Consider the following 25,982-nt stretch of genomic DNA (forward strand, 5'->3'; position numbering starts at 1 on the left):
AATGACATTGTGTAATTAATTTTGTTTATCTACTTAACAAATTAATTTGGCTTTAGCCTCTTAATTTATCGGTTTTCAATCTTAGGCTTGGAAATAGATAACTATAAGTCTTTTGTAAAAATGTAAAAGATGATTAAGCGGCTAAAGCGTTTTTTGTGGCTATCTATTGCGATCATTTCCGTCATTTCTATCTCAATTGGATTAATGGAAACATTGATGGCTCAACAGCCTTCGATTTCCCATCCTCTCACTTCGCTAACTGAGTCAGAAATTAGTACAGCCGTTTCGGTCATCAAAAGAGAAAAAACTTTGAGCGAAATGGCAGCTTTTCCACTGATTGCTTTACAAGAACCCGATAAAGAAGAAGTTCTAAATTTTACACATGGTAAAGCTTTTGGGCGAAAAGCTTTTTTGGTAATTTATGAACGTTCGCAAAACAAAACTTATGAGGGAATTGTTGATCTAACAAGCAAAACTTTAAATTCTTGGAAAGAAATACCCTCTATTCAACCTGCGATCGCTAATTCAGAATACGAACTAGCAACTCAGGTAGTTAAAGCCGATCCCCGATGGAAAAAAGCAATGCAAAGGCGGGGAATTACCGATTTTGAGCGAGTCAAAATTAGTTGGTGGCCACCAGGAATCCTGAGTCAACAAGAAGAAGCAACAGGTAATCGTCTTTGTCGCGGCTTATTTTACTACAAAGGCAAAGCCTGGAACTATTACGGTAGTCCGATTGAAGGAGTCGTAGCAACAGTTAATTTGAACACAGGTAAAATCGCTAGTTTTATTGATAAAGGAAACGTACCTTTCTCTAAAGAAAATTGGAACTACGATATCAAATCCTTGGGACAATTACTTTCACCACTGAAAGCATTGAAGATTGTACAACCTAATGGTCAAAGTTTCCAGATTAAAGACAATGAAATTAGCTGGCAAGGTTGGAAATTTCGCTATTCAATGCATCCTCGTAATGGATTAATGCTGTACCAAGTAGCATACAACGACGGAGAAAATATTCGACCAGTTTTATACCGTGCTAGCCTATCAGAAATGGTAGTACCTTATGGCGATCCTGAGCCTACTTGGTCATTTAGAAATGCCTTTGATGTTGGAGAATACAACTTAGGTTTACTAGCAAATACGATGGAGTTAGGCAAGGAAATTCCCGAAAATGGCTTGTTGCTAAATGCTATATTTGCTAATGAGCAGGGAGAACCTTATAAGATCCCAGGGGTGATCGGTATCTACGAGCGCGATCGCGGAATGCTGTGGAAACACTATGAGTATAATACTCAGCGTAATGATGTCCGTCGCAGTCGAGAATTAGTGATGTCGATGACTGCGGCCGTTGACAACTATGATTACAGCATGAATTGGATCTTTCACCAAGATGGGACTTTGGAAGTCCAAAATGAGTTAACAGGTATCGTGCTGGCGCAGGGAACGGCTGCTCAAAAGCAATCTGAGGATGATTCCTATGGTCAGTTAATTGCTAAGAATATCTTTGGAGTAAATCACCAACACTTTTTCAACTATCGCCTAGATTTCGATGTCGATGGTCAGGCTAATTCTGTAATGGAAATGAATGTGAAAGCTTTGCCAATGGATGAGAAAAATCCTTTAGGAAATGCGATCGCAGTTACAGAAACCCCACTCACAAAAGAAACTGCTGCTGTGCGCGATTTAGATATGAAAAGCAGTCGGGAATGGATGATTGTTAGTGCAGACAAAAAGAATGCTCTTGGCGCTGCACCTGGATATATGCTGATGCCTGGAGGAAATTCTATATTTTTCCCTGGGGAAGGCTCAAAAATCCGTCAACGGGCAGAATTTGCGACTCATCACGTGTGGGTAACAAAATATAAACCTGCTGAACTCTATGCTGGCGGCGATTATCCCAACCAAACTCAAACTGAACAGGGTTTACCAAAATATATTGCAAATGATGAGTCTTTGCTGGGTGAAGATATCGTGCTGTGGTACACAATGGGCGTAACTCATATTCCGCGATCGGAAGATTGGCCTGTGATGCCTGTTCACCAAGTTGGCTTTAAGCTAGTCCCTAGAGGATTCTTTAGCCGGAATCCAGCGATAAATTTACCTGAGTAAAATATTTCTTGGCTCAAGTTTCCTCGCTTCAGGTTTTTTGTCATGTCTAAAAGCAGTAACTTGAATGCTGATAAACTTATATAGGTCAAATACAGGCACTTGTTAAAAGTAGGATATCTAATGAGCTTTCCAGAAATTAATATTCCCGGTGATGGCAAGCTGCACGCTCGCTTAATTACTTCCTTGGGTGAAATTGTAGTTCGTTTGGAAGAAGAGCGAACCCCCAACACCGTCAAAAATTTTGTTGGTCTAGCAACCGGAACAATCGACTGGAAAGACCCTAAAACTGGTGAATCTGGTAAGGGAACTCCAGCTTACGATGGGGTTCGCTTTCACCGCGTCATTCCTGATTTTATGATTCAGTGTGGCGATCCTCTGAGTCGTTATCTAGATACAGGCAACCGATGGGGTACTGGTGGCCCAGGATATCAATTTGAAGATGAGTTTCATCCTGAATTGAGACACACTGGTGCAGGTATTCTGTCGATGGCTAATGCTGGACGCGGTACTAATGGTTCGCAATGGTTCATTACAGAAGCACCAACGCCTCACCTTGACAACAAACACAGTGTTTTTGGTGAAGTTGTCCAAGGTCTAGATATAGTCAAGAAGATCGCTAATGTGCCTACAACTAGAGATCGTCCGAATCAAGAAGTGGTGTTACAAAAAGTAGAAATTTTTCGGCAGTAATTAACACCTCGGGTTGTAGTACACCTGTAAGGGCACGGCACTGCCCATTAGACATCTCCAGAAATTAAATATGCGTTACCCATAACCCTTGTAGAAACGTAGCACTGCTACGTCTCTACATTCTTTTTCAGAGATGTGTATTAGTGTCAACTTAAGCTGAAAATCCTTTAACACCTCGTTTCCAGCCGTAGGCTGGAAATGCTGCTCATAGCGGCTCTACCGCCAGTAAGAGAGGCGGAGCCTCAACGACGAGCATTCCCAGTCGGAGACTGGGAACGAGATAAACATCATATCCGGTTGAATAATTGTCATTGCGTTCGCTCTTAGCGTTCCCGCAGGATGCGAAGTGAAGCAATCGCAAGGGTTCGGAGATTGCTTCACTTTTTTGTGTACTTACTCTGCGGGAAGTGCTTACCCATCAAGATTTTGCAGCCCCATCGCAATCTTACTGTGTTTTTCAATTTGCCCCATCACTTGTTTTGCTCGTTGAATAACTACAGTTGGTAAACCCGCCAATCTTCCCGCTTCAATTCCATAAGACTTATCAGCACCTCCTGGTTGGACTTGATGCAAAAAGATAATTTGGTCGGGTAATTCTTTCACCGTCACCTGATAGTTAGCCACATTCGGTATAATGCTAGCCAGTTCATTTAACTCATGGTAATGGGTGGCAAAAATTGTGCGTGACCGAATATCCACTGCGATATATTCTGCCACCGCCCAAGCTATGGAAAGACCATCAAATGTTGCTGTGCCACGGCCGATTTCATCTAATAATACCAGCGATCTAGATGTAGCATGGTTGAGAATATTTGCGGTTTCATTCATCTCCACCATGAAGGTAGATTGACCAGTTGCTAAATCATCTACTGCACCGACACGGGTGAAAATGCGATCGCATATTCCCAATCTAGCAAACCTCGCTGGTACAAAACTACCAATCTGCGACATTAACTGAATTAATCCTACCTGACGCAAATAACAACTTTTGCCGCTAGCGTTTGGCCCAGTCAGAATAATTAAATCGGGATTGTCATTTGTGGTTTGTCCTTGGTCATCTACTAATGACATAGGCGTTTCGCCTTCTTGCAGGGTATCACTAATGACTAATGACTCTTGACCCAATTGCGTCGAATTCGGCACAAAGAACCCCGCAGGTAAAGACTGTTCCACCACAGGATGACGACCATCAACAATGTTAATCTCCCTTCCTGGCAACATTTCGGGACGACAGTAACCTTGATGCACCGCCAACTCAGCCAAACCACACAACACATCCGCCGCCGCTACTGCACGAGATAGATTGCGAATTACTTCCGCCTCTTGTGCTACCTCTTCTCGCAAAGCCGTAAAAATCTCATATTCCAACTGATTTAAATCATCCCGCGCCGTCAGAATTCGGGCTTCTCGTTCCTTCAAATCGGGGGTGATGTAACGTTCCTCATTGGTCAAGGTTTGCTTGCGGATATAATTAGCGGGTACTTGGTCAGCTTTGCTGCGGGAAATACTGATATAATAACCAAAAGTTTTGTTAAATCCTACCTTCAGTGTCGAAATTCCTGTTTTAGCTCTCTCATCAACTTCCAAGTTTGCAATCCACTGCTGGTCTGCTTCTACAGTCGCCTTTCTTTCATCCAACAGAGGATTTACACTGGGGCGAATTAATCCGCCTTCTTTAATTAGTATAGGTGGTGACTCTACAAGATGTGCGTGTAACTTTTGTGCCAATTCTTCCAACACACTTGGAACTTTTTGCAAAGCTTTGAGAAAGGGGGAACGCGTCTCAACTACTAAGTTAGATAATTCCGGTAAACGTGAGAGGGAATCTGCCAAAGCTACTAAATCTCTAGCATTCGCTGTACCAGAACCCGCCCTTCCAGTAAGACGTTCTAAATCATAAATTTGCCTTAACAAATGCCGCAAATCTTGACGCAGGGGCGTATTTTCCATCAATTCTTGAATGGTATCTTGCCGCGCCCGAATGCCTTTAATATCGAGTAGGGGTTGCAACAACCACCGCCGCAAAGCCCGCCCACCCATTGCTGTACTCGTTTTATCTAACGCCCAAAGTAGGGAACCGTGAAAAGTGCCATCCCGGACGGTTTGAGTAATTTCTAGGTTACGGCGGGTTTGATTGTCAACAATTAGGTAATCAGTGACAGTGTAGCTGCGGAGTCTCTGGAGGGTGACAGGGTTTTCTTTTTGAGTATCTTCCAGGTATTCGAGAAGACCGCCAGCCGCACGGACAGCGAGGGGAAGATGATCGCAACCAAGCCCTTCGAGCGATCGCACCTTAAATTTCTGCAATAATCTAGGTCTAGCTTCACCTTGAGAAAAAGGTAGTTGCGATCGCAAACTATAACAAAATGATGGTGGCAAACACTCCGGCAGATGTGGCGAAGTCTCTCCCGGACGCAACAAACTACCCAAATCGGGCGCATTTGTCGGCACTAAGACCTCTGAAGGTTGCAAGCGCATTAATTCTTGTGTCAAATGTTCTAAATCACTACCTTGTGTGGTGAGAAATTCACCTGTAGAGATGTCTGCATAAGCTAAACCCCAATGATTTGCGGCAATTACTACTGCTGCTAAGTAATTATTGCGACTGGATTTCAGCATTCCTTCTTCTAGCAAAGTACCAGGAGTAAGGATGCGCGTTACTTCCCGCCGTACCAATCTCCCAGCAGCTTCAGAAGCATCTTCCACTTGGTCACAAATTACCACTGCATAGCCTTTTTCTACCAGCATCGTCGCATAGCGTTCCCAAGCATGATGCGGAACACCAGACATCGCCACCCGTCCCTGTTCTCCAGCTTGCTTACTAGTGAGAACTAATTCCAATTCTTGTGCTAGTTTGACAGCATCTTGGAAATAGCATTCAAAGAAATCTCCTACCCGATACAGCAATACCGCGTGAGGATATTTATCTTTCGTCTCGACATAGTGCAGGTACATTTGACTTAGCTTACTGCGGTCTACCTTTTGATGGTCGGAAATAAAAGTACTCGCGTCGGGTTTGGTAGATGGAGTTTCAGAGTGAGAAGCGGTCATAGATGCTATTGAGTTACGCGCGGAAATTCCACAATATCCGATGATAGCTTGATGTTAGAGGTGAATAGCGATCGCTCAAGATTTTTTTACTCTTGGCTGGAGTTGTAGGTTGATACACCTATTATTGCAGTTAGTGTGGTGAACAGGCGATGGCTTGTCTACGACACGCTACGCGAACGCCAACACCTTCGGTATCACGCAGTCTGGCGAAGCTTAGCGAATCCTAGCTACATGCAACAACGCTAAAAGGTTTGGGGCGTGTATGCTTTTATGATAATTGCCCTTCTCCGTGTGGCAAGTAGCTGCCTCAAGCCATACTTTCAGAGTAGTTTTAGAAACAATTTTTACGCTCCTCTCCATAAAATTCTCTGAAAACATCAATATCAGCAATTTGGCGATTTTTCCGTAATTCTTAATTGCTACTAATTGTCCAGAACACATCTCCATAAATTAATTATGTGTTGCCATAAATCCTTGATATGCATAGTTCATTAATTGTGTATACGTCATTTTTACTAGATGTTTAGTACAGAAAATATTTGCAGTATAACTGTTCTTTTAAGCAGTAATTAGGGAACTATAAGATTGATTAACTTTGCAATTATTGCAATGCTTGTTCGGGATATTACCAGAAATGTTAACTCAAGGTTAAGGATTGAAAGTATGTTAGCTATACATAGCATGACAAATGCTAATAATCTGAACTTGCGATTAGAGTCTACTTTGCAAGAATTACCGCTTTGGTCTGTTTACTTCGATGCAGATAATCCAGCAAATGATTTGAATAGACTTTTTAAGCAAGAGCCTTTACTACCAGGAATTATCCTAATGAAAAATCATAACTATGTAGGCATGATTTCCCGACAAAGATTTTTTGAACACATGAGCCGTCCCTATAGTTTCCCACTATTTTCTAAACGACCTGCGATAAATCTGATTAACTTTTTGCAACCAGATGTATGTGTAATTTCTGAGGAGACGCTCATTATAGAAGCAAATAAGGTAGCTTTGCAACGAGAGTCTCAATTTGTATATGAGCCGATTTTAATAGAAACTCAGTTAGGCAGCTATAAACTACTCGATTTCCATCAGTTACTTTTAGCTCATTCTCAAATTCATATTTTAACATTAGCTCAATTAGAGCAAGTAGAAGAACAATCTAGAATCGCCAAACAAGGTTTTCGTAACCTGAAGAATAACTATACTCGATTAATTCAGAATGAAAAAATGGCGGCTTTGGGGCAACTTGTTGCTGGGATTGCACACGAAATCAATAACCCTGTTAACTTTATTGCTGGCAACCTTGTTTATGCGCTCAATTACACTCAAGATTTACTAAAATTAATTAACCTATATCAATATCATTATCCTGCACCAGTATCAGAAATTCAAGCTGCGATCGCAGAAATGGAACTAGAATTTTTAACTGCTGATTACCTCAAGCTTCTTGATTCTATGAAGTTTGGTACTGAACGTATCCAAGAGATAGTTCTTTCATTACGCAATTTCTCTCGCCTCGATGAATCTGAGAAAAAAATAGTTGATATTCATGAAGGTATTGATAGCACTCTCATAATATTACAAAGCCGTCTAATCAATCAGCAAACAGGTCAAACAATTATTATTTCTAAACAATATGGGAATATTCCTTTAGTAGAATGCTATCCTGGGTTAATAAATCAAGTATTTATGAATATTATAGCAAATGCAATTGATGCTATTTTCGATAATTTTGAATCAGATGATTCAACTCTAAAATCACCCTTAATTCGTATTCGTACTGAAGTCACAGATAATCACCAAGTAGTGATTCGCATTGCCGATAATGGTACTGGAATTCCCAAGGATATACAAAAGCGATTATTTGACCCTTTTTTCACCACTAAACCCGTCGGTAAAGGCACTGGATTGGGGTTATCTATCAGCTATCAAATTATTGTAGAAAAACATTGTGGTCAACTGCAATGTATATCTCCTGTAAAAGAAGGAACTGAGTTTATTATTACAATTCCTGTCCAACTTAATTCATAACAATTTAGTGAACAAACCAGTACCTATCTAGATTTAGCTACTAACAGACTGACAAATAAAAAAATATCCAATTAACTCTTGTGGGGTGGGCAAAGCCCGCCGCAGGCATCGCACAATATTTTTCTTCTTCAACATCCCACCTAAAAGACAGCAAAGCCAGCAGACAAAGTAAAAAATTGCGTAATTACTCTATCTAACTGGCTATATTTAGCCGATTTATTTTTCTGGCGGTAAATCTACACTGTAAACAGTCTTCCCAGCCAAGTTACGCAGTGTTACCGTCATCACCTTTGTATTTCCATCAATTTTAACTCCTCCAAAGAATTGCAAACCTTCGCTTGGCGGTCGATTTGCTTTTGTACCTGGAGGAAGGCTTTGAAATACCAGTTGTGGGCCAAAAGTATTTTCCAATTGGTTAGGCCCAAATGTACCAGAGTTAAGTGGCCCGGCGACAAACTCCCAAAAAGGCTTAAAGTCGGTAAACTGTGCTTTGGCGGGGTCATAATAGTGGGCTGCTGCGTAATGTACATCAGCAGTTAACCAAACAACATTTTGGATATTTTTATTTTTGATAAATTGTAGTAAATCGGCAAGTTCTAATTCTCTTCCTAAAGCTGGGCCATCTCCATTTGCCCAAGCTTCAAAATCAGTGCTACCGTCTTTAACTAGCAGTCCCAAAGGCATATCACTAGCAATCACTTTCCATGTTACTTTTGATGACAGCAATTGCCTTTTCAACCATTGCACTTGTTTTTTGCTCAAAAAGTCTGTTGCTTTACTTGGTACTGGCTGATTATTGGGGGAATTTGGCCCCCGGTAGGTGCGCTCATCCAGCATGAAAATGTCTAATAGTGGGCCATAGTTGAAAGAGCGATAAATTTTCGCTTTATCTGGATTATTGCTTTCATATCCAATAGGCAGATATTCTAAAAATGCCTGTCTTGCCCTTTCGGCTAGCAAGTTAACATCCTTAACTGTATAACGGTCATCGTTGAGGATAATTTGTCCGGGATACCAATTGTTTCTTGTTTCGTGGTCGTCCCACTGTGCCAATATGGGAACTTCAGCGTTGAAACGCTTAATGTTTTTATCCAGCAAATTATATGTATAGTTGCCACGAAATTCTGTGAGAGTTTCTGCTACTTTGGATTTTTCTGGTGTAGTGATGTTTTTCCAAATTGTGCCGTCGTCTAAAGTCACTTGTGATTGAATGGGGCCATCAGCATAAATATTATCGCCCGAATGGATGAAAAAATCGGGATGAAGTTGGCGCATAGTTTCATAAATTTTCATCCCACCGAAATCAGGATTAATTCCCCATCCTTGACCGGCGGTGTCGCCACCCCAAACAAAGAATACATCTCGCCCAGATTTGGGGGGAGTTCGGAAAGTACCATAAAAAGGAGCGCTGCAAGTACGTTGATAATCTAAATCTTGGAAAATTACCCGATAAAATAATTTTTGGTCTGGTGGTAGATTCTTCAGATAAAGTCGTGCCGTAAAGTCGCTATTTTTTAAAGCATTAGGCCCGACAACTCGCTGCACATTGCGAAAAGATTCGCTGCTAGAATATTCTACAATCATTTTGGCGGCGCGATCGCTGCGACTCCAAATCACAATGCCATCGTTAGATATGTCTCCACTTGCTACACCATAAGGTATAGTAGGACGCATTTTATCAGAGGTGATAATTGCAGGCGCTTGGGCAAAAACTGGTGATTTTGCTACAAAATCTGTAGAAATAATTCCACCGGCAGTGATAGCAGAGCGTAGCAAAAACTGGCGGCGGTTTAGCTTCAATGGGTGATGAGATTCCATACTAAATAATAGCAACCTTAAACTAAGGTATTACAGGATAAATGTTTACCACATCCTTTTATGGCAATGAGTAAAGATTGAGTTATCCCAGGGTTAATAAAATATATTTAGTTTGATGTAATCAGAATGGTAATCTTGATTAATAACTTGTACGAGCAAATTTATCTATGACCGAAATTTATGAGTTTGTTAATTTTAAATTTTGAATTTTGAATTCGGAGCGAAGCGACGTGACTGCTGCTGTATTTTTAGAAAATGTCTACAAGTTTTACAACAATGTACCTGTAGTCAATGACCTGTCATTCAAAATTGAAGCAGGAGAGATATTTGCTCTACTTGGCCCGAACGGTGCGGGTAAATCAACCACAATTCGGATGCTGACTACACTCACCAAACCATCTCAAGGACGCATAGAAGTAGGTGGATATGATGTGATGCGCCAAGCAACGTTGGCAAAACAGAGTATTGGCGTAGTCTTGCAACAAGTCAGTGTAGATAATGATTTAACCGTTTGGGAAAATATGGAACTGCACGGGAGACTACATCACATTAGTAACCCGCAGCGACAAAAATTGATTAATCAATGGCTAGAGTATGTTGAACTAGCAGAAAAACGTGATGATTTGGTAAAAACCCTGTCTGGGGGTATGAAACGACGGTTGCAGATTGCGAGAGCTTTGTTGCATCAACCGCAAATTTTGTTTTTGGATGAACCAACGGTAGGACTAGACCCCCAAACCAGGCGACGCCTCTGGGAAATTATTCGGGATTTAAATAAACAAGGGATGACGATGCTACTGACGACCCATTATATGGATGAGGTCGAATTTTTGTGCGATGCCTTTGGCTCTACCAAGCCAGGACGCATCGGTATTATGGATAGCGGTAAACTGATTTCTTTGGGAACTTTACAACAGCTGCGTTCTACTCACGGTGAAGGTTTGGTGATGAAACAATTAGGTGTGTCTGATGTGGGAAGTGATGGCGCTCGTAGTTGGGAATATCTGTTTTTCCCATCGTTGGAAGCAGCAAATATCTACTTGAATGAACAGCCTGATAAAACCGGAATGATGGTGCGTCCCTCTAATCTGGAAGATATTTTTGTAGAATTAACGGGACGCCAGTTAGATTAATCTCATCCTCCTAACTGCCGCAGCATGGCTTCTACCCTTTCGACACCACCTGAGTCATTGCGGCGCTTGTACAAGTCACGGGCTTTCTGAAGCAAGCTGTTCGCTTGTTTGGTTTGTCGTCGCTGTTTATACATCGAACCCATCAACTCATAAGTTTGGGCGTTGTTTTTATCCAAGTCTATGGCTTGTTGGTATGCCCAAGTAGCTGCATTATAGTCTCCCATACGCGATTGCGTCACAGCCAATCCTAAATAGGCGTTAACGTTGTTACGATTCAGCTGTATGGCACGACGGTAGCCTTCCTTTGCCCCTGGTGTGTCGCCCAAATTCGCTTTGATGTAGCCCACAGCGTAGTAAAAATCACTGTTGTTAGGGTTGATTGCGATCGCCCGACGATAAGCTGTTAATGCTGCCTGGTAATTTCCTTGTTGAGCGTACAGATAACCAATGCCTGAATGGATTTTAGCATTTTTGGGATCTAAACTAGCTGCTTGTTGATAAACAGCGATCGCACCACCATAATCACCGGCATCCACCAGCCTCCGTCCTTCTTCTAGCAGTTGCTTTAACTGTGGGTTTTTGGCTTGTGCCACTAATACCTGGGCGTAAGCTACTGAAGGTATGGTGAAGGTAAAACATCCTAGTAACACCACGCTAAACACGAATGATGTTGGCTTGTACACAGTAAATTTCCTGAAATTTTAGAGAACTTTTTTCTTGTACATTAAAACAAAAATATGGACTTTTGAAAACTGTATTTATTCGTATTGATTAAGATGTTAATAGTTCATTCATCTTTCCTTTACAATCAACACTGCGTAACAGAGTTTTCACTGAAGGATAAAGTGTAAGATATCAACTTTCACATCAAGTTACCCTACATATAAACCAGTACAAACGCAAAATGACACCTCTTTCAGTCAGTAGTTATACGTGCTATTCGGAAAATCCCAACAGGCATCTGACTTAATCCTAAATGTTGATGTGCCAAGGTTACAGGGTTTAAGATTCATTCCTGTTTTTTATTTAAATCCAATTTTCTAATTTAGAGTTCTTGATACTACCTTTTGAGAAATCATCATCTAGGCATTCACATCATTCTTTGGTCATTACACGGTAAGATAAATTTAATCAGTCAAATGTTCCTTGAAATCTTGGTTTCTGTTTAGAGCAATATTAAAGGTCAAAGCGCAATCTAAAATTGTGTGAGAGGATATTTATCAAACCGATATTCTGTCATCAAAGTTACAATTGCTCAATTATTTCGATAAACATCTGAAATAATAAATATCAACACATATCCTATCTAGAAGGCTAATTTATGATTATAACTACAACTGATGTGATTCAAGGAGCCGTGATTGATTCATATTTAGGTGTTGTGACAGCAGAAGTAGTCTACGGCAGCAATTTCTTGCGGGATTTTTTGGCTGGAATTCGCGATATTATTGGTGGACGCACTGCTAGCTATGAGCGTCTATTTGAGCAGGGTCAACGCAAGGCGTTAGAAGAGTTAGAACAACGCGCCCAACGTTTAGGAGCAAATGCCGTAATCGGGATTGAAATTGATACTGGCACAATCAATCTTGACCAATCAGGAGTTCTTTTGCTGATTACTGCCACAGGCACAGCTGTGAGGATGCGTTAAAATAATTCGTAATTCAGTTTTTTATTAAGTCTAATTACATACACTATTAAAGCTGTTTTTCATAAAAGCTAATATAGTTGGAAAGTTTTTATATGGATCATTTATTATTAATGATTCAAGTATTAATAAATACTAAATTTTATTAAAAATTGTTAAATAAAAAAGTCTATTTGTTCTCACTAAAGATACACCTATTAACTCTTTCTATTGATAGAGATGAAAACAGATGATTTCGTTATTTAATTTTAAGGATAAAGGATGAATGTACCTAAGCAGAAACTTTGCTGAAACAGCACTGGAGAACATAATCTATGTCATACGTAAATCGGACAGGCAATGACGTTATTCCTACTGATACCGCGGTAGCAGGTAGAGTAGCTGAATATCACGATCGTGTTCGCTGGGGGCCGATTATTGCTGGTTTGTTAGTTTCTTTAGCTACACAATTAATTTTGAGTTCTATCATTGCTGCGGTTGCGGCAGGCACAGTTGCAGGTTCAGGCGCACCCAGAACAATTGCCCCTAACGCTGCGGGTAATGCGGGGCTTTGGTCAACTATCGCTTTACTAATTTCCCTATTCACTGGTGGTTGGGTTACAGCCCGTGCTTGTGGACCCATGAACCGCAATACAGCTCTTCTTAACGGCGCAATTCTTTGGGCAACGACTTTGGCAGTTAGCTCATGGCTTTTAGCAAGCGGAGTATCTGGTGCTTTTGGTGTTGCTGCTTCTAACGCAGGAGAAGTCATAAACCAGGTACAACAGCAAGGTGGCGTTAATGTACCACAAGCAAACATAAGTGCCCAACAAGCTCGTGAAACGGCAGCTAATATACGTTCGGGATTGTGGTGGTTTGTGTTTGGTTCTTTGTTGGGTTTAATAGCCTCAATGATTGGAGCCGTAACTGGCGCTCGTAGCCCTCGGACTAACAATTACAATGCTTAAATAATTGTTTGAAAAATCAAATATTATTTATTTTAAATAAAAGCACCTTGATAAAAGGTGCTTTTTGTCAGAGCTATATTGTTTGCCAAAAAATCAGCAAAGATGGGATTGTCATAACAGCAAGATTGAGATATGTTATGAATCAAAAAATTCTTTTAATCCAAAATCTAAAATTGCTAGTCAACTAAGATATTTTTGGTTGCTGCCACAGCACGAGTTTCAATTCAGAACAGTTACAAGCCCCATTACTAATTTGGTGTTCGTGGTCAGCTAGCCAATCATAAATTTGTGCAGCTTTTGCTAATGCCACTTTTTCTGAACGATAAAGCCGAGGAGTAGGGCAGTAAGCTTGGCCATTGATATGTATAGCTGCAATTTGCCAATAGTCGCTGTCTTCACCCTCTGGTATAACGTCTAAAAATCCGTTATTGTAAGACTCGATTATTCCTATGTTCATCTACAACCATCAAACTTTCTAACGTTGGCCACAACAAAGCCGATACCAGCCAATTCTTCCGAGTTAAAGCTGGAATCACCAGGGAATGCAATAGTAACCCCTACTAATGATTTTGGGTTCGTAGTCAATGAAAATCTGAATTATTGGTCACTTTTTAGCTTGATTCCGTTATTGCCAGCAATAATGGCAAGAGGAATGTGCTATTTAAATCTTGAGGCATAAATTTATCATGTCCCGTCTGCTAACATCTATCGCACAACGACTCTTGCAGAGTGTCACTTTTGTAATACTCCTAACTTTAATTAGTAGTTTCATATTTACTGGGGCTACTTGGGCTGCTTCTTCTGCTTTGGGAGTTGATAATGGTCATCTAAGTTCTTGTCCGGCTTCAGACAACTGTGTTGTCAGTCAAAACGCAGATAAAAAACACGCCATTGACCCGATTCCTTATCATTTAGACCGCAATGTAGCGAAAGAAACTTTACTAAAAGTAATCAGTGTTGTTCCTCGTACAGAAGTTATAGAACAGACAGATAATTACATTCATGCCCTTTCTAAAAGCCGCATCTTTAAATTTGTTGATGATGTAGAGTTTTATTTACCTCCCAATGAGTCTGTAATTCATCTGCGTTCGGCATCTCGCGTAGGAGAATCGGATCTTGGTGTCAACCGCAGGCGTGTAGAACAAATTCGTTTGGCTCTACGCGATTTAAATATTTGATGAATATTTGATGAATGTGAGTTCACCTGATTGAACATAATCTAATTTCTCTTTGAATGTTCAGATAAGCCAAAAAAACTTGTAGAGACGGTGATTTATCGCGTCTCAAAAACTCTGAACCATATTGCCTAAAAAAATAGAACCCCGACTTTTAATGCTCAGTCGGGGTTCTTGGTATTAGTCTATATCTAGTTCACCATTTCAGGTAGGAGGCTTCAATTCCCTGCTCACGCCGAATTTTGCCATCTTCTTCAAACCAAGCAATTAATTGTTGGGCTGTCAAATCTTCAATTGCAACACCGTATTCTTGGGCAATATGTTTTAAAAGCTTCAGTGATGAAATTGTCAATCTTGTTAAAAACTTTTCTGGGGAAGACAACAAAGCTGCGTCTACTTTTGCTGACTCTTCCAGGGTTAAAAATTGTGCTGATGGTTGCTGTGGTATTACGTCCATAAAAGCTATTTTAAACTTGGTTTGGCATGGGGCATTGAGTATTAAAAAAAGGACTAATGACTAATGACTAATGACGAATTTGTACCAAATAGCCACAACGATGTTCGCCATCGATAATCCAGTGGGTGCGTTCTACGGTACAATCTAGTAATACAGCTGCAAACATTTCTAATTCGTGACCACAAACGCTGGGGAAAGACTCGGCAACGTTAGAAATGGCGCAGTTATGTTCTATAAAAATAAAGCGATCGCACTCAAAGCTGTCATTCACATCAACAGGGTGATACTCTGCCATGAAGCCTTCCGCTTTTCTCAATTCTACTAAGTTGGCTACCCGTTCTCGCAGTGAACCGCTACCGACGCGATCGCGATATTCTTTAGCTTTGCGCTGCCACTGTTTCTCTAAAATCGATTTAAATTGGTCGTGTCCTACCGTTTCGGCTAAGGTGTCTAGCAACGAAACCGCAAAATTTCCGTGGCCATCACCAAAGCGATCGCTCATTGTGCGGTGCAAGCGATCGCGTCCTTGAGGACTCAGTTGATAAACGTGCTGCGGACGCCCCATCCCTGCCGCCTGTACCGATGTCGCATACAAAACTAGCTCCTCCGTCTCCAAATCCTTAAGATGGCGACGAATCGCTTGGGGGGTAACGTCTAAAACTTCAGCTAGCTCCAAAGCCGTTGCTTTTTCGTGTTTGTGCAGATACTCTAGGATATCTTGCTTGGTTGAGGACTGGTGAGTAGTCGCCATCTTCATTTTGTACGAGACGTTCAGCGAACGTCCCAAAAATTTCTTTAAAAATTTGACCGTGCCGATTTTGGATTTTGAGTTTTGGATTTTGGGATTAAAAAAGTTTTTTGGTATCTCACTACGCGATCGTCAATCTAAAATCCTTGAGCCAACTACCCTTGTGGTCTCTTTGAATCCAAAGTTGCAAATCTAAAATCCAAAATTGTTTGACTTTGACAACATTGTTGTTGTTAATTTATCGTAAAATGAAGATACATTAAACAACATAGCTGTTGTTTTACTCTCCACCACTATTCTAGCAGCCGTGTAACCATTCCGTAATGCGATATGGGGAATCGGCTAAAGAAAAGTCCGACTCCCATCCTTATAGAGATTCAAGTTCCGAACACGAGAGATTATTACTGATGAGTGCCACTGTCAAAACCTTAGTCAACCAACCTTACAAGTACGGCTTTGTTACCGACATTGAGTCCGACACCATACCGCGTGGACTAGACGAGGACGTTATCCGCTTGATCTCTTCTAAGAAGAACGAGCCGCAGTTCATGCTGGACTTTCGCCTCAGAGCTTATCGCCAGTGGCAAAAAATGACGGAACCAACTTGGCCGAATGTCAAGTATCCGCCAATAAATTATCAGGATATCATTTATTACTCAGCGCCAAAACGCAAGAAAGAAAAACTAAACAGTCTGGATGAAGTCGATCCAACCCTTTTAGAAACCTTCGAGAAGTTAGGCATTTCTTTATCTGAACAGAAACGACTGGCCAATGTCGCCGTCGATGCAATTTTCGATAGCGTCTCTGTCGCCACTACATTTAAAGAGAAGCTAGCGGAAGACGGCGTTATTTTCTGTTCGTTTTCGGAAGCGTTGCAAGAACACCCAGAATTAATCAAAAAATACCTGGGTAGCGTTGTTCCTATTGCTGACAATTATTTTGCCGCCTTGAACGCCGCCGTATTTAGCGATGGTTCTTTTGTCTATATTCCTAAAGGCGTAAAATGCCCAATGGAACTCTCTACCTACTTCCGCATCAACTCTGGTGACACGGGACAATTTGAGCGGACTTTGATTGTTGCTGAAGAAGGTAGTTATGTTTCTTACCTCGAAGGTTGCACTGCACCGATGTATGACAGCAACCAGTTGCACGCCGCCGTTGTGGAACTCGTCGCCCTCGATAATGCTGAAATTAAATATTCCACTGTGCAAAACTGGTACGCCGGCGATGCCAACGGTAAAGGCGGTATTTACAACTTTGTCACCAAGCGCGGTTTGTGTCAGGGCGTAAATTCCAAGATTTCTTGGACTCAAGTAGAAACAGGTTCGGCAATTACTTGGAAATATCCTAGCTGTGTATTAGTGGGTGATAACTCTGTGGGTGAGTTTTACTCGGTGGCGCTGACAAATCACATGCAGCAAGCTGATACGGGTAGTAAGATGATTCACGTAGGTAAGAATACCCGCAGTACAATTATTTCTAAAGGAATCTCCGCAGGTAAATCCAGCAATAGCTATCGGGGTTTGGTGAAAATTAACCCGACAGCGAAAGGGGCGAGAAATTATTCTCAGTGTGACTCAATGTTGATTGGGGATAATGCCCATGCGAATACTTTCCCTTATATCCAGGTGCAAAATAACGGTGCGAAGGTGGAGCATGAAGCTTCTACTTCTAAGATTGGGGAAGATCAGTTATTTTACTTTGCTCAACGGGGTATTTCTTCAGAAGATGCTATTTCGATGATGATTAGCGGCTTCTGTAAGGATGTTTTTAATCAGCTACCGATGGAGTTTGCTGTGGAAGCTGATAAGTTGTTGAGTTTGAAGTTGGAAGGCAGTGTTGGATAGCGTTTGTAGTCAGCACTTTATTGCTGGGAAATCGCTAGAAACCGAAAAGATTAACGCTTGTAGTCAGCACTTTAGCGCTGGATAAAAGCGCTAAAGCGGCTACTACTAACCAAAAAAGAAGAGAGAAAAAATGATTATTGAAAATAGTGAAGTTGTGCTGTCAGTACGGAATCTGACGGCTAATGTTGATGGGACACCGATTCTGAAAGGTGTGAATCTGGAGGTGCGATCGGGTGAAATTCATGCGATCATGGGGCCGAATGGTTCTGGTAAGAGTACCTTTTCTAAGGTGTTGGCTGGGCATCCGGCGTATGAGGTGACTGGCGGTGAGGTGATTTTTCAGGGGAAAAATCTGCTGGAGTTGGAACCGGAGGAACGCGCCAGAAGTGGTGTATTTTTGGCGTTTCAGTATCCGTTAGAAATTCCGGGTGTGAGCAATTTGGATTTCTTGCGGGTGGCGTACAATTCCCGTCGTAAGGCGCAAGGTTTAGAGGAAATAGACGCTTTTGATTTTGACGATTTGATTGAGGAAAAGCTGGATGTGGTGAAGATGAATCCCAGTTTTCTCAGTCGGAGTTTGAATGAAGGGTTTTCTGGTGGTGAGAAAAAGCGGAATGAAATTCTGCAAATGGCGCTACTAGAACCAAAATTGGGAATTTTGGATGAGACTGATTCGGGTTTGGATATTGACGCGCTGAGAATTGTAGCCAATGGCGTAAATCAACTGGCAAATCCAAAAAATTCTACAATTTTGATTACCCACTACCAACGGTTACTCGATTATATTGTGCCTGATTTTGTCCATGTGATGGCACAGGGGCGAATTATTACCAGTGGCGGTAAAGAACTGGCGCTGGAATTAGAATCTCGCGGTTATGACTGGGTGCTGGAAGAATTTGCGGCTGAGGTGGGTGTGTAATGAGTATTCAAGTATCTCCTAGTCCAATTCCCAACTCGAATTTAGTCAGTTTGACATCTACTCTGTTAGATAAAGATACCTATCTAACTGAATTGTTAAATCAGGTAACTGCATCCAAAACAGAGGGATGGCTACAGGAATTACGCCAAAGTGCTGCTAGTTGGGTACGCCACTCGACTATTCCCACCACCCGCGAGGAAGAATGGCGATTTACTGATTTGTCGTCTCTGCGTAAGGTGCAATTTAATGTAGAGACGTTGCATACAACGTCTCTACAATTTGATATTTTGCCAGAAGCGGCTAATAGTCGTTTGGTATTTGTAAATGGCGTTTTTGCGCCGGAGTTATCAGCAGTTTCAGATTTACCATCTGGGATTGTGGTGAGTAATTTGGCTGGTTTGTCTGCGGTTGAGCAGGAGGGTGTACGTCAGTATTTAGCTCAAGCTGAGGGAGCGCAAGAGGTTTTTACGGCTCTCAATACGGCTGGGATAACTGATGCTGCTGTGGTGTGGGTGAAGAAGAATGTGGTAGTTGAGACACCAATTCATTTGGTGTTTATTTCCGGTGAGACGCTGACTATTTCGCAGCCGCGTTGTTTGGTGGTGGCGGAAAGTGGTTCGCAGGTGACGTTGGTTGAGGAGTATACGAACCGCAGAGGCACAGAGAGCGCAGAGAAAGAAGTTTACTTAACTAACGCGGTTACAGAAATTTGGGTTGGTGACAATGCCCAAGTGACTCACACTAGGGTTGAGCAAGAAGGTGCAGAGGCTTTTCATATTGGGAAGACTGCTGTAACCCAATCTCGTGATAGTCGATATACTTGTCATGCCATAACTTTAGGTGCGAAGTTGTCACGGCACAATTTGGAGATTTTGCAAACTGGTGAGCAGACTGAAACTACTCTCAATGGTTTGACGATAATTTCTGGTAAGCAGTTAGCTGATACTCACAGTGCGATCGCACTCAACTATCCTCACAGTACGAGTAAGCAACTGCATAAGTGTATTGTAGGCGATCGCGCTCACGCAGTCTTCAATGGCAAAGTTTTAGTTCCCAAGCGAGCGCAGTTGACAAATGCAGCCCAATTGAATCGGAATTTGCTGCTATCATCGAAAGCCAGAGTTGATACTAAACCCCAATTGGAAATTACTGCGGATAATGTAAAGTGCGCCCACGGTGCTACCGTCAGCCAATTGGAAGATGACGAAATATTCTATCTGCAAAGTCGGGGAATTGATGAAAATGATGCTCGAAAGTTGTTAATCAACGCCTTCGCTGCCGAAATCATCAACCAAATACCAGTTCCTTCTCTGCGAGAAATCCTTTTAAACACAGTCAATAATCTTAAGTCTCTGACTAATGACTAATGACTAATGAATAATAACTAATCTACCAATGACTTTCACTCCTACCAAAACCCTTGCTGATAAAGTTCGCGCCGACTTCCCAATTTTGCATCAGGAAGTTAACGATAAACCTCTGGTTTATCTCGATAATGCTGCGACATCACAAAAGCCTTTGTTCGTCTTAAATACCCTACGGGATTATTACGAGCAATATAATTCTAACGTGCATCGCGGTGCCCATACTCTGAGTGCTAGAGCTACCGATGCTTATGAAGGTGCTAGAGATAAAGTTGCCAAATTTATTAATGCTGCATCGCGTCAGGAAATTGTCTATACCCGCAACGCAACTGAGGCGATTAACTTAGTAGCTTACAGTTGGGGAATGAACAATTTGCAGCCTGGGGATGAAATTATTCTGTCGGTGATGGAACACCACAGTAATATTGTACCTTGGCAATTCGTGGCACAAAAAACAGGTGCAGTCCTGAAAATTGTGGAACTTACACCTGAAGAAACTTTTGATTTGGAGCAGTTTAAAAAACTGATTTCAAACAAAACTAAATTAGTATCAGTAGTGCATATTTCTAATGCTTTGGGTTGTATTAATCCAGTACAAGAAATTGGTGCGCTCGCTCACGAATACGGTGCTAAATTTTTAGTTGATGGTTGTCAAAGTGTTCCTCATTTCCCCATAGATGTACAACAAATAGATTGTGATTGGCTGGTAGCTTCCGGTCATAAAATGTGCGCCCCAACTGGGATAGGATTTCTGTATGGCAAGTTAGAATTGTTAGAATCTATGCCGCCTTTTTTTGGTGGTGGTGAGATGATTGCAGAGGTGTATTTAGACCATTCTACATACGCAGAATTACCACATAAATTTGAAGCTGGTACACCTGCAATTGGAGAAGCGATCGCACTTGGGGCTGCGATAGATTATCTTAGCAATATCGGCATGGATAAAATCCACGCCTACGAAGCAGAATTAACGGCTTATTTGTTCCAACAATTAGAGCAAATTCCCAAAATTAGAATTTACGGCCCCAAACCAAATGCGAAAGGGGAAGGTAGAGCCGCTCTGGCGTCGTTTACCGCCGGGGAAGTCCACGCTAACGACTTATCTACATTATTAGATCAAGAAGGCATTGCCATCCGTTCTGGACATCACTGTACTCAACCATTACACCGTTACTTAGGTCTTGCTGCAACCGCACGAGCAAGTCTATCTTTCTACAACACCCGCGAGGAAATTGATATTTTCATCAAAGCACTGAAAGAAACTCTGGACTTTTTTGCAGGTTTCCTTGCTTAAAGTTACAAAATATCTAGATACTAATTGTGCCAAATATCAGCAACATATCTTGCTAATAATTGGCACAATTTAATTATCTGGATTCTTTACAGGAGCAACTAAAGTGTCATACAGTTACTTTACTTTAGATAGAGTTAGAAAAACCGTGGAAATGATATTATTCATTCTGACTCCTGAATTCTGTTCGATAATGAGAGAAGATTCTCAGAAAAGTTTCAATGAGCCAGACTAGCCTAAATTTAGTTGCAATATCTATCTTTCTCATGACCCTATCGGTATTGCTGGGGCCATTCTTAAACTTATCACCGGCAGTGCCGGCACTTGCTACCTTCACTATCTTAGGTATAGCGACATTAGATAGTTTCAGCTTGCAAGGCAAGGGTGGTACTATTTTTTTAGATTGGATTGCTGGTTTTTCAAAAGAACATCGCGATCGCATCGTCCACCACGAAGCTGGGCATTTTTTGGTTGCTTACCTGTTGGGTATTCCCGTTACGGGGTATACACTCAGCGCTTGGGAAGCCTGGAAACAGGGTCAAACTGGGCAAGGCGGCGTTAGCTTTGATGATGGCGAATTAGCATCTCAACTAGAAGTAGGTAAAATCAGTGCCCAAATGTTAGATCGGTACTGCACTATTTGGATGGCGGGTATTGCTGCTGAAACTCTAGTTTTTAATAATGCTGAGGGTGGAAGTGATGATAAAAGCAAGCTGATAGGAGTCCTGGCAATTTTGGGATTTTCTGAATCAGCTTATCAGCAGAAACTACGGTTTCATACCCTCCAGGCAAAAACTCTACTCCAAGAAAATTGGTTTAGTTATGAGGCTTTAGTTAATGCTATGCGACAAGGCATTTCGGTAGAAGGTTGTCAGGCTGAGTTAGAAGTAAGGAGTAGGGAGTAGGGAGTTATTTAACCCACATTCCGCACCCTAACTGTCACAAGTTCATTAGTACTTAACTAATTGTCGGCAATAGTATTTATGAACTATAAAATCAAGGGAGATTTTAAAACTTAATGATAAATACTTCTATGTAGAGGTTGTAGAAGATTCTGCATCTTGCATACAGTGTTTTATCAAAACATAGTTTTATTAATACTATTATGTTGACAAATAATTTGTTAATTTATGAAAAGTCGTGATTTTTTCAGATTTCTGGTAGTTGACATCTAATTAGTGAATATTGGCTTGGATGGATATAACTGTCTTAGATAGGAGAAACCCTGACATAATCCTTGCTAAGTTGTTACGCAGCTAAATTTAATAAACGGCATTGCCTTTATTTTTAATCTTGCACTCCCATTATAAGGCCTCCTTCTTTGCAAGACGCTACGCGAACATTTAACAATTGATTTAAAAAATCTTCTAGCTGTGATACTGACTCAAACAATCTATGAGCTATATAGAACCCATTTGGGATCTAGTATACCCTTAAAATAACAGTAGTTTTTATTACTCGTGTGTTTAAGTAGTTTGACAGATGAAGAGTGGCTAATTATTGAACCATTATTATCTAAAAAGAAGCTGACTCGTCCACCTAAATGGAGTAAAAGACAAATTTTAGATGGCATCTTTTATCAACTGAAAAATGGCTGTAATTGGGCTGACTTACCGAAGGATTTGCCGCCCTATTCCACAGTTTTTTGGCATTACAAGCAGTGGCGCAGTGATGGATTGATTGAGGATATCATGGAGATTTTACATCACAAAGTCTGAGAAAAAGAAGGAAGAAAGCCCCTTTGGACTACCTTGATAATGATCGATTCCCAAGCAGTCAAAAATACTTGTAACGCTAGTATCGAAACCAAGGGGTTTTGTTTTTACAAGTCCACGAACGGTATAAAAAGGTATCTTGCAGTAGATATTCTCGGCTTTCTCTTTTTTACTCACTGTACAAGGGGCGAATATTTCTGATGACCAAGGGCTGATTGAGATGTTGACAATTCATATCGACTTCTTTAAATTCAAACCTGTGGCCAATAAATAATAACAACCAAAATCTGTATATGTACTAAGATGCTATCGGGAGCTATTTCTCCTTTGTTCAGCATAATTATTGCCAAATTTCACCATGATGAATAACTGGTTTGATACAGCTCGATTGGGGATGTTTATTCATTGGGGACATAGTTCTCAAATTGGATGTGAGTTATCTTGGCCGTTAGTTGGGGGTGTATTCAGCCTGCCTTTTTGCAAAGATATTCCAGTTGAGAAATATCACTACACAGCTAATACTTTCAATCCACAGCAATACAATCCTCAAGAATGGGCAGATTTAGCAAAAAGTATAGGAATGAAATATGCCATATTAACAGCCAAGCATCATAATGGTTTTGCTTTATTCCATACCCAAGAATCAGACTTTTCAATTGCATCTGCACCTTACAAAAAAGATATTGTACGTGAATATGTCGAAGCGATGCGCTCTGTAGGATTGCGTATTGGTCTTTATTTTTCTCTTAGTGACTGGCATCATCCTGACTATCCAGCTTTTACAGAAGCAGATAAACCTTATCGCTTTGACCAGCTACCTCAACCTACAGCGCAACAGTGGGAGCGATATATCCAATTTATGTTCAATCAGATACGAGAATTATTGACCAACTATGGTCAAATTGACATCATTTGGTTTGACGGAAGTTGGGAACGCACTCCAGAGCAATGGCAGGTTCAAAAATTAGCGAAAATGATTCGTGATTTACAACCGAATATTCTCATTAATGATCGCCTACCCAATTGTGGAGACTTTGAAACTCCTGAGCAGTTTATTCCTCCTCACCCACCTGTGAATCCTTGGGAAACTTGTCTGACTATTAATGAGAGTTGGGGATATAATTCAGATGATTGCAACTTCAAATCCTCTCGTCAATTGATTCATACAATGTGCGAAGTAGCAAGCAAAGGAGGCAACCTCTTGCTTAATGTTAGTCCAATGGGTAATGGACAAATCCCTAGAGAGCAGTTAGAGCGTCTCAAAGATATAGCAGATTGGATGGAGAGTCACTCTGAAAGTGTACTTGATACAACCCCAGGATTAGAACCGTGGCAATTTTATGGCCCCTCAACTCGTAAGGGCGTTCGCGCTTCGCGTGCCGGAGGCGATCGCATTTATCTACACCTATTAATGAAACCTTACGAGACAATATCGGTTAGGGGTATACCAATCAAGCAAGTAAAATCAGTGTTTCTTCTGGCTGACGGCACAGCACTAACCTATACAAGTCGCTGTGCAATTATAGATTCTATTCTTAATCCCAATCCGTTAGGAGAAATAACAATTGATGTACCTGAATCAGTAATTAATCCATACGTTACAGTGATTTGTATTGATATTGATTCTTGAGTAATTAATGTAAATTCAGCAACAGTACAGCGTAGTTTACCGCCGTAGGCATCGCCCTTTATTTCTCCATTCAAGCGATCGCCCCAAATCCAGCGAGGATGCATAGCGTAGGCGCAGATCGTCGTAGACATCGCTATAAAATGGGCGGGTACGCGATCGCACATTTACTATGTGTTTTATAGTACATTACTAGCCAGTTGTGGCGTACCTCTGCGGGGATCTTGCTACGCGTAGCGTCTCCAAGAATTGCGATGACCGAGCGCTGTAGGTTGGCTGCTCTTGTCTTGGCTGTCAGAAAAATTATTAGAGAAACTTTTCAACTCAACGGCACAAAATCTAGAAGAAAAAGTTACAGAAGAATATTTATGGTGTGGTCGAAATGTGAAGGTAATAGACGGTTCCTCTGTTTCTATGCCTGATACTCTAGAAAACCAGCAAAGTTTATCCTCAACATAGCAGTCAACAGCCCGGATGTGGCTTTCCAATTGCTAAAATTGGTGTGGTATTCAGTTTGGTGACAGGAGCCGCTGTTGCTTTGTGCATAGACGTTTTGAACACTCATGATATTAAATTAGCTAGGAGGTTGTACAGTTTTGTCAAACCAAATGATGTACTTTTAGGGGATAGGGCTTTTTGCGCTTATGCCGATATGGTTGCTATTACCAAACTTGGTTGTGATGCGGTATTCCGTAAACATCTTTTCTTAGTGCCATTCGTTCATGATTTTTGATTTTGTGACTTAAACCTACCTACAATAAACTCTCGCTTAAATAAATGTTTTGTCTTGCGTTTGGTAACTCGCTCTCGCCACATACGAAAACTGGATTCTTTCATTTGCTGCCGCATTAAAGCAATTACCTGTTTCTCTTGTAGCCCAAACTGAGTTTCAATAACATCCATTGGTGTTCTATCTTCCCATGCCATTTCAATGATGCGATCAATAGTTTCGAGATCAAGGTTTGGTAACTTCATGCCGAGAGCTTATAATTGGTCAATTCGAGCTACATCTATTTTACTTTTTATCTTAAAGAATTACGGCGTTGCTCCCGAAAGCAGGATGATTTAGCAACTAATAAAATTTCTCCCCCTGCTCCCCCTGCTAAAATCCCTGTATTCAATACACTAACTACCATGTCTGGCAAAGGATTTGGACAACGCCAACCTACAAAAATCGATAAAATTGTTGAAGACGCGGTGCGTTACTGCCACAAGCGACACCAAATAGCTCGTCGTAGACATCGCATAAAAAAAAGCCCAGTCATCTCATGACTGGGCTTTTAGCTATCTCAATCAATCATTGTCGGTAGAGAAGGTTCAGACTATGCAGCAGGTTGTTCAAGATTCACCTTGACAACGGGAGCAACGCGATTTTGTGAGGTTGGGCAAAAAAGGTGCGATCGCTAAAAACT

23 protein-coding genes are annotated in these 25,982 nt (G+C 41.2%); 15 read left to right on the forward strand and 8 right to left on the reverse strand.

Annotation, left to right across the window (positions count from 1 at the left end; genetic code table 11):
- The first annotated feature begins 129 nt into the window (after positions 1-129).
- Together HWQ39_RS29900 and HWQ39_RS29905 are read left to right on the forward strand one after the other, a co-directional pair.
- Positions 130-2,112 (forward strand): primary-amine oxidase, encoded by a 1,983-nt coding sequence (locus HWQ39_RS29900; RefSeq protein ID WP_292853480.1) that lies wholly within the window; start codon positions 130-132, stop codon positions 2,110-2,112.
- Between the two features lie 120 nt (positions 2,113-2,232).
- Positions 2,233-2,802, forward strand: coding sequence for a peptidylprolyl isomerase (locus HWQ39_RS29905; RefSeq protein WP_292853482.1), 570 nt, complete (start codon positions 2,233-2,235; stop codon positions 2,800-2,802).
- 411 nt (positions 2,803-3,213) lie between these two features.
- Here HWQ39_RS29905 and mutS read toward each other — a convergent pair whose 3' ends face one another.
- Positions 3,214-5,853 carry a DNA mismatch repair protein MutS gene (gene mutS, locus HWQ39_RS29910; protein WP_292853484.1) on the reverse strand — a complete coding sequence of 880 codons (2,640 nt, stop codon included), beginning with the start codon at positions 5,851-5,853 and terminating at the stop codon, positions 3,214-3,216.
- 663 nt (positions 5,854-6,516) lie between these two features.
- Between mutS and HWQ39_RS29915 the strand changes: the two genes are divergently transcribed.
- Positions 6,517-7,884: an ATP-binding protein gene (locus HWQ39_RS29915; protein WP_292853485.1), complete on the forward strand. Its 1,368-nt coding sequence runs from the start codon at positions 6,517-6,519 to the stop codon at positions 7,882-7,884.
- A gap of 216 nt (positions 7,885-8,100) precedes the next feature.
- On the opposite strand, the gene HWQ39_RS29920 is transcribed toward HWQ39_RS29915, so the two are convergent.
- Positions 8,101-9,702, reverse strand: a complete 1,602-nt coding sequence (locus tag HWQ39_RS29920) for an alkaline phosphatase D family protein (protein WP_292853487.1) — start codon at positions 9,700-9,702, stop codon at positions 8,101-8,103.
- 230 nt (positions 9,703-9,932) lie between these two features.
- Here HWQ39_RS29920 and HWQ39_RS29925 point away from each other — a divergent pair, with 230 nt between their 5' ends.
- On the forward strand, positions 9,933-10,835 hold the full coding sequence (locus HWQ39_RS29925) for an ABC transporter ATP-binding protein (RefSeq protein WP_292853489.1): 903 nt from the start codon (positions 9,933-9,935) through the stop codon (positions 10,833-10,835).
- A gap of 2 nt (positions 10,836-10,837) precedes the next feature.
- Here HWQ39_RS29925 and HWQ39_RS29930 read toward each other — a convergent pair whose 3' ends face one another.
- On the reverse strand, positions 10,838-11,518 hold the full coding sequence (locus HWQ39_RS29930; protein ID WP_292853491.1) for a tetratricopeptide repeat protein: 681 nt from the start codon (positions 11,516-11,518) through the stop codon (positions 10,838-10,840).
- A gap of 638 nt (positions 11,519-12,156) precedes the next feature.
- Here HWQ39_RS29930 and HWQ39_RS29935 point away from each other — a divergent pair.
- Both HWQ39_RS29935 and HWQ39_RS29940 read left to right on the forward strand, forming a co-directional pair.
- The gene (locus HWQ39_RS29935) at positions 12,157-12,483 is read left to right on the forward strand and encodes a YbjQ family protein (protein ID WP_292853493.1); all 327 of its coding nucleotides are present in this window, start codon (positions 12,157-12,159) and stop codon (positions 12,481-12,483) included.
- Between the two features lie 311 nt (positions 12,484-12,794).
- Entirely contained in the window at positions 12,795-13,427 is a 633-nt protein-coding gene (locus tag HWQ39_RS29940) for a hypothetical protein (RefSeq protein WP_292853495.1), read from the forward strand.
- Positions 13,428-13,611: 184 nt separating this feature from the next.
- Here HWQ39_RS29940 and HWQ39_RS29945 read toward each other — a convergent pair whose 3' ends face one another.
- Complete coding sequence (locus tag HWQ39_RS29945) at positions 13,612-13,884, reverse strand: hypothetical protein (protein ID WP_292853497.1); 273 nt, start codon at positions 13,882-13,884, stop codon at positions 13,612-13,614.
- Between the two features lie 229 nt (positions 13,885-14,113).
- Here HWQ39_RS29945 and HWQ39_RS29950 point away from each other — a divergent pair, with 229 nt between their 5' ends.
- Positions 14,114-14,605, forward strand: a complete 492-nt coding sequence (locus HWQ39_RS29950; RefSeq protein WP_292853499.1) for a DUF1499 domain-containing protein — start codon at positions 14,114-14,116, stop codon at positions 14,603-14,605.
- Between the two features lie 193 nt (positions 14,606-14,798).
- Here the strand turns inward: HWQ39_RS29950 and HWQ39_RS29955 are convergent, their stop codons facing one another.
- Both HWQ39_RS29955 and sufR read right to left on the reverse strand, forming a co-directional pair.
- On the reverse strand, positions 14,799-15,059 hold the full coding sequence (locus HWQ39_RS29955) for a hypothetical protein (RefSeq protein WP_179068084.1): 261 nt from the start codon (positions 15,057-15,059) through the stop codon (positions 14,799-14,801).
- Between the two features lie 67 nt (positions 15,060-15,126).
- A complete protein-coding gene (gene sufR / locus HWQ39_RS29960) occupies positions 15,127-15,810 on the reverse strand; it encodes an iron-sulfur cluster biosynthesis transcriptional regulator SufR (RefSeq protein ID WP_292853502.1) in 684 nt (227 codons plus the stop codon).
- 404 nt (positions 15,811-16,214) lie between these two features.
- Between sufR and sufB the strand changes: the two genes are divergently transcribed.
- The 7 genes from sufB to HWQ39_RS29995 all read left to right on the forward strand — a co-directional run bounded on the left by sufB (position 16,215) and on the right by HWQ39_RS29995 (position 24,573).
- The gene (sufB, locus tag HWQ39_RS29965) at positions 16,215-17,654 is read left to right on the forward strand and encodes a Fe-S cluster assembly protein SufB (protein ID WP_292853504.1); all 1,440 of its coding nucleotides are present in this window, start codon (positions 16,215-16,217) and stop codon (positions 17,652-17,654) included.
- Between the two features lie 130 nt (positions 17,655-17,784).
- Positions 17,785-18,573, forward strand: coding sequence for a Fe-S cluster assembly ATPase SufC (gene sufC / locus HWQ39_RS29970; protein ID WP_292853506.1), 789 nt, complete (start codon positions 17,785-17,787; stop codon positions 18,571-18,573).
- Entirely contained in the window at positions 18,573-19,940 is a 1,368-nt protein-coding gene (gene sufD, locus HWQ39_RS29975; protein ID WP_292853508.1) for a Fe-S cluster assembly protein SufD, read from the forward strand. Before sufC ends, sufD begins: the two co-directional genes overlap by 1 nt.
- Before the next feature lie 28 nt (positions 19,941-19,968).
- Entirely contained in the window at positions 19,969-21,231 is a 1,263-nt protein-coding gene (locus tag HWQ39_RS29980) for a cysteine desulfurase (protein ID WP_292853509.1), read from the forward strand.
- A gap of 218 nt (positions 21,232-21,449) precedes the next feature.
- Entirely contained in the window at positions 21,450-22,133 is a 684-nt protein-coding gene (locus HWQ39_RS29985) for an ATP-dependent Zn protease (protein ID WP_292853511.1), read from the forward strand.
- Positions 22,134-22,703: 570 nt separating this feature from the next.
- On the forward strand, positions 22,704-22,946 hold the full coding sequence (locus HWQ39_RS29990; protein WP_292853513.1) for a transposase: 243 nt from the start codon (positions 22,704-22,706) through the stop codon (positions 22,944-22,946).
- A 355-nt stretch (positions 22,947-23,301) separates the two neighbouring features.
- Complete coding sequence (locus tag HWQ39_RS29995; protein WP_292853515.1) at positions 23,302-24,573, forward strand: alpha-L-fucosidase; 1,272 nt, start codon at positions 23,302-23,304, stop codon at positions 24,571-24,573.
- A 36-nt stretch (positions 24,574-24,609) separates the two neighbouring features.
- Here HWQ39_RS29995 and HWQ39_RS30000 read toward each other — a convergent pair whose 3' ends face one another.
- A complete protein-coding gene (locus tag HWQ39_RS30000; RefSeq protein ID WP_292853517.1) occupies positions 24,610-24,735 on the reverse strand; it encodes a hypothetical protein in 126 nt (41 codons plus the stop codon).
- 117 nt (positions 24,736-24,852) lie between these two features.
- On the opposite strand from HWQ39_RS30000, the gene HWQ39_RS30005 reads away from it, so the two are divergent.
- Positions 24,853-25,029, forward strand: coding sequence for a hypothetical protein (locus tag HWQ39_RS30005; protein WP_292853519.1), 177 nt, complete (start codon positions 24,853-24,855; stop codon positions 25,027-25,029).
- A 261-nt stretch (positions 25,030-25,290) separates the two neighbouring features.
- Here HWQ39_RS30005 and HWQ39_RS30010 read toward each other — a convergent pair whose 3' ends face one another.
- On the reverse strand, positions 25,291-25,545 hold the full coding sequence (locus HWQ39_RS30010) for a TIGR03643 family protein (RefSeq protein WP_292853521.1): 255 nt from the start codon (positions 25,543-25,545) through the stop codon (positions 25,291-25,293).
- Positions 25,546-25,982: the final 437 nt, after the last annotated feature.

The organism is Nostoc sp. NMS8 (assembly GCF_017115045.1).
GTDB lineage: Bacteria > Cyanobacteriota > Cyanobacteriia > Cyanobacteriales > Nostocaceae > Nostoc.

Coding starts and splice junctions, on each gene's coding strand:
- HWQ39_RS29915 (WP_292853485.1), top strand. CDS start 6,517: ATGTTAGCTATACATAGCATGACAAATGCTAATAATCTGAACTTGCGA.
- HWQ39_RS29950 (WP_292853499.1), top strand. CDS start 14,114: ATGTCCCGTCTGCTAACATCTATCGCACAACGACTCTTGCAGAGTGTC.
- HWQ39_RS29945 (WP_292853497.1), bottom strand. CDS start 13,884: ATGAACATAGGAATAATCGAGTCTTACAATAACGGATTTTTAGACGTT.
- HWQ39_RS29900 (WP_292853480.1), top strand. CDS start 130: ATGATTAAGCGGCTAAAGCGTTTTTTGTGGCTATCTATTGCGATCATT.
- HWQ39_RS29985 (WP_292853511.1), top strand. CDS start 21,450: ATGAGCCAGACTAGCCTAAATTTAGTTGCAATATCTATCTTTCTCATG.
- HWQ39_RS29920 (WP_292853487.1), bottom strand. CDS start 9,702: ATGGAATCTCATCACCCATTGAAGCTAAACCGCCGCCAGTTTTTGCTA.
- HWQ39_RS30010 (WP_292853521.1), bottom strand. CDS start 25,545: ATGAAGTTACCAAACCTTGATCTCGAAACTATTGATCGCATCATTGAA.
- HWQ39_RS29935 (WP_292853493.1), top strand. CDS start 12,157: ATGATTATAACTACAACTGATGTGATTCAAGGAGCCGTGATTGATTCA.
- HWQ39_RS29905 (WP_292853482.1), top strand. CDS start 2,233: ATGAGCTTTCCAGAAATTAATATTCCCGGTGATGGCAAGCTGCACGCT.
- sufB (WP_292853504.1), top strand. CDS start 16,215: ATGAGTGCCACTGTCAAAACCTTAGTCAACCAACCTTACAAGTACGGC.
- HWQ39_RS29995 (WP_292853515.1), top strand. CDS start 23,302: ATGATGAATAACTGGTTTGATACAGCTCGATTGGGGATGTTTATTCAT.
- sufD (WP_292853508.1), top strand. CDS start 18,573: ATGAGTATTCAAGTATCTCCTAGTCCAATTCCCAACTCGAATTTAGTC.
- mutS (WP_292853484.1), bottom strand. CDS start 5,853: ATGACCGCTTCTCACTCTGAAACTCCATCTACCAAACCCGACGCGAGT.
- sufR (WP_292853502.1), bottom strand. CDS start 15,810: ATGGCGACTACTCACCAGTCCTCAACCAAGCAAGATATCCTAGAGTAT.
- HWQ39_RS29940 (WP_292853495.1), top strand. CDS start 12,795: ATGTCATACGTAAATCGGACAGGCAATGACGTTATTCCTACTGATACC.
- HWQ39_RS29980 (WP_292853509.1), top strand. CDS start 19,969: ATGACTTTCACTCCTACCAAAACCCTTGCTGATAAAGTTCGCGCCGAC.
- HWQ39_RS29955 (WP_179068084.1), bottom strand. CDS start 15,059: ATGGACGTAATACCACAGCAACCATCAGCACAATTTTTAACCCTGGAA.
- sufC (WP_292853506.1), top strand. CDS start 17,785: ATGATTATTGAAAATAGTGAAGTTGTGCTGTCAGTACGGAATCTGACG.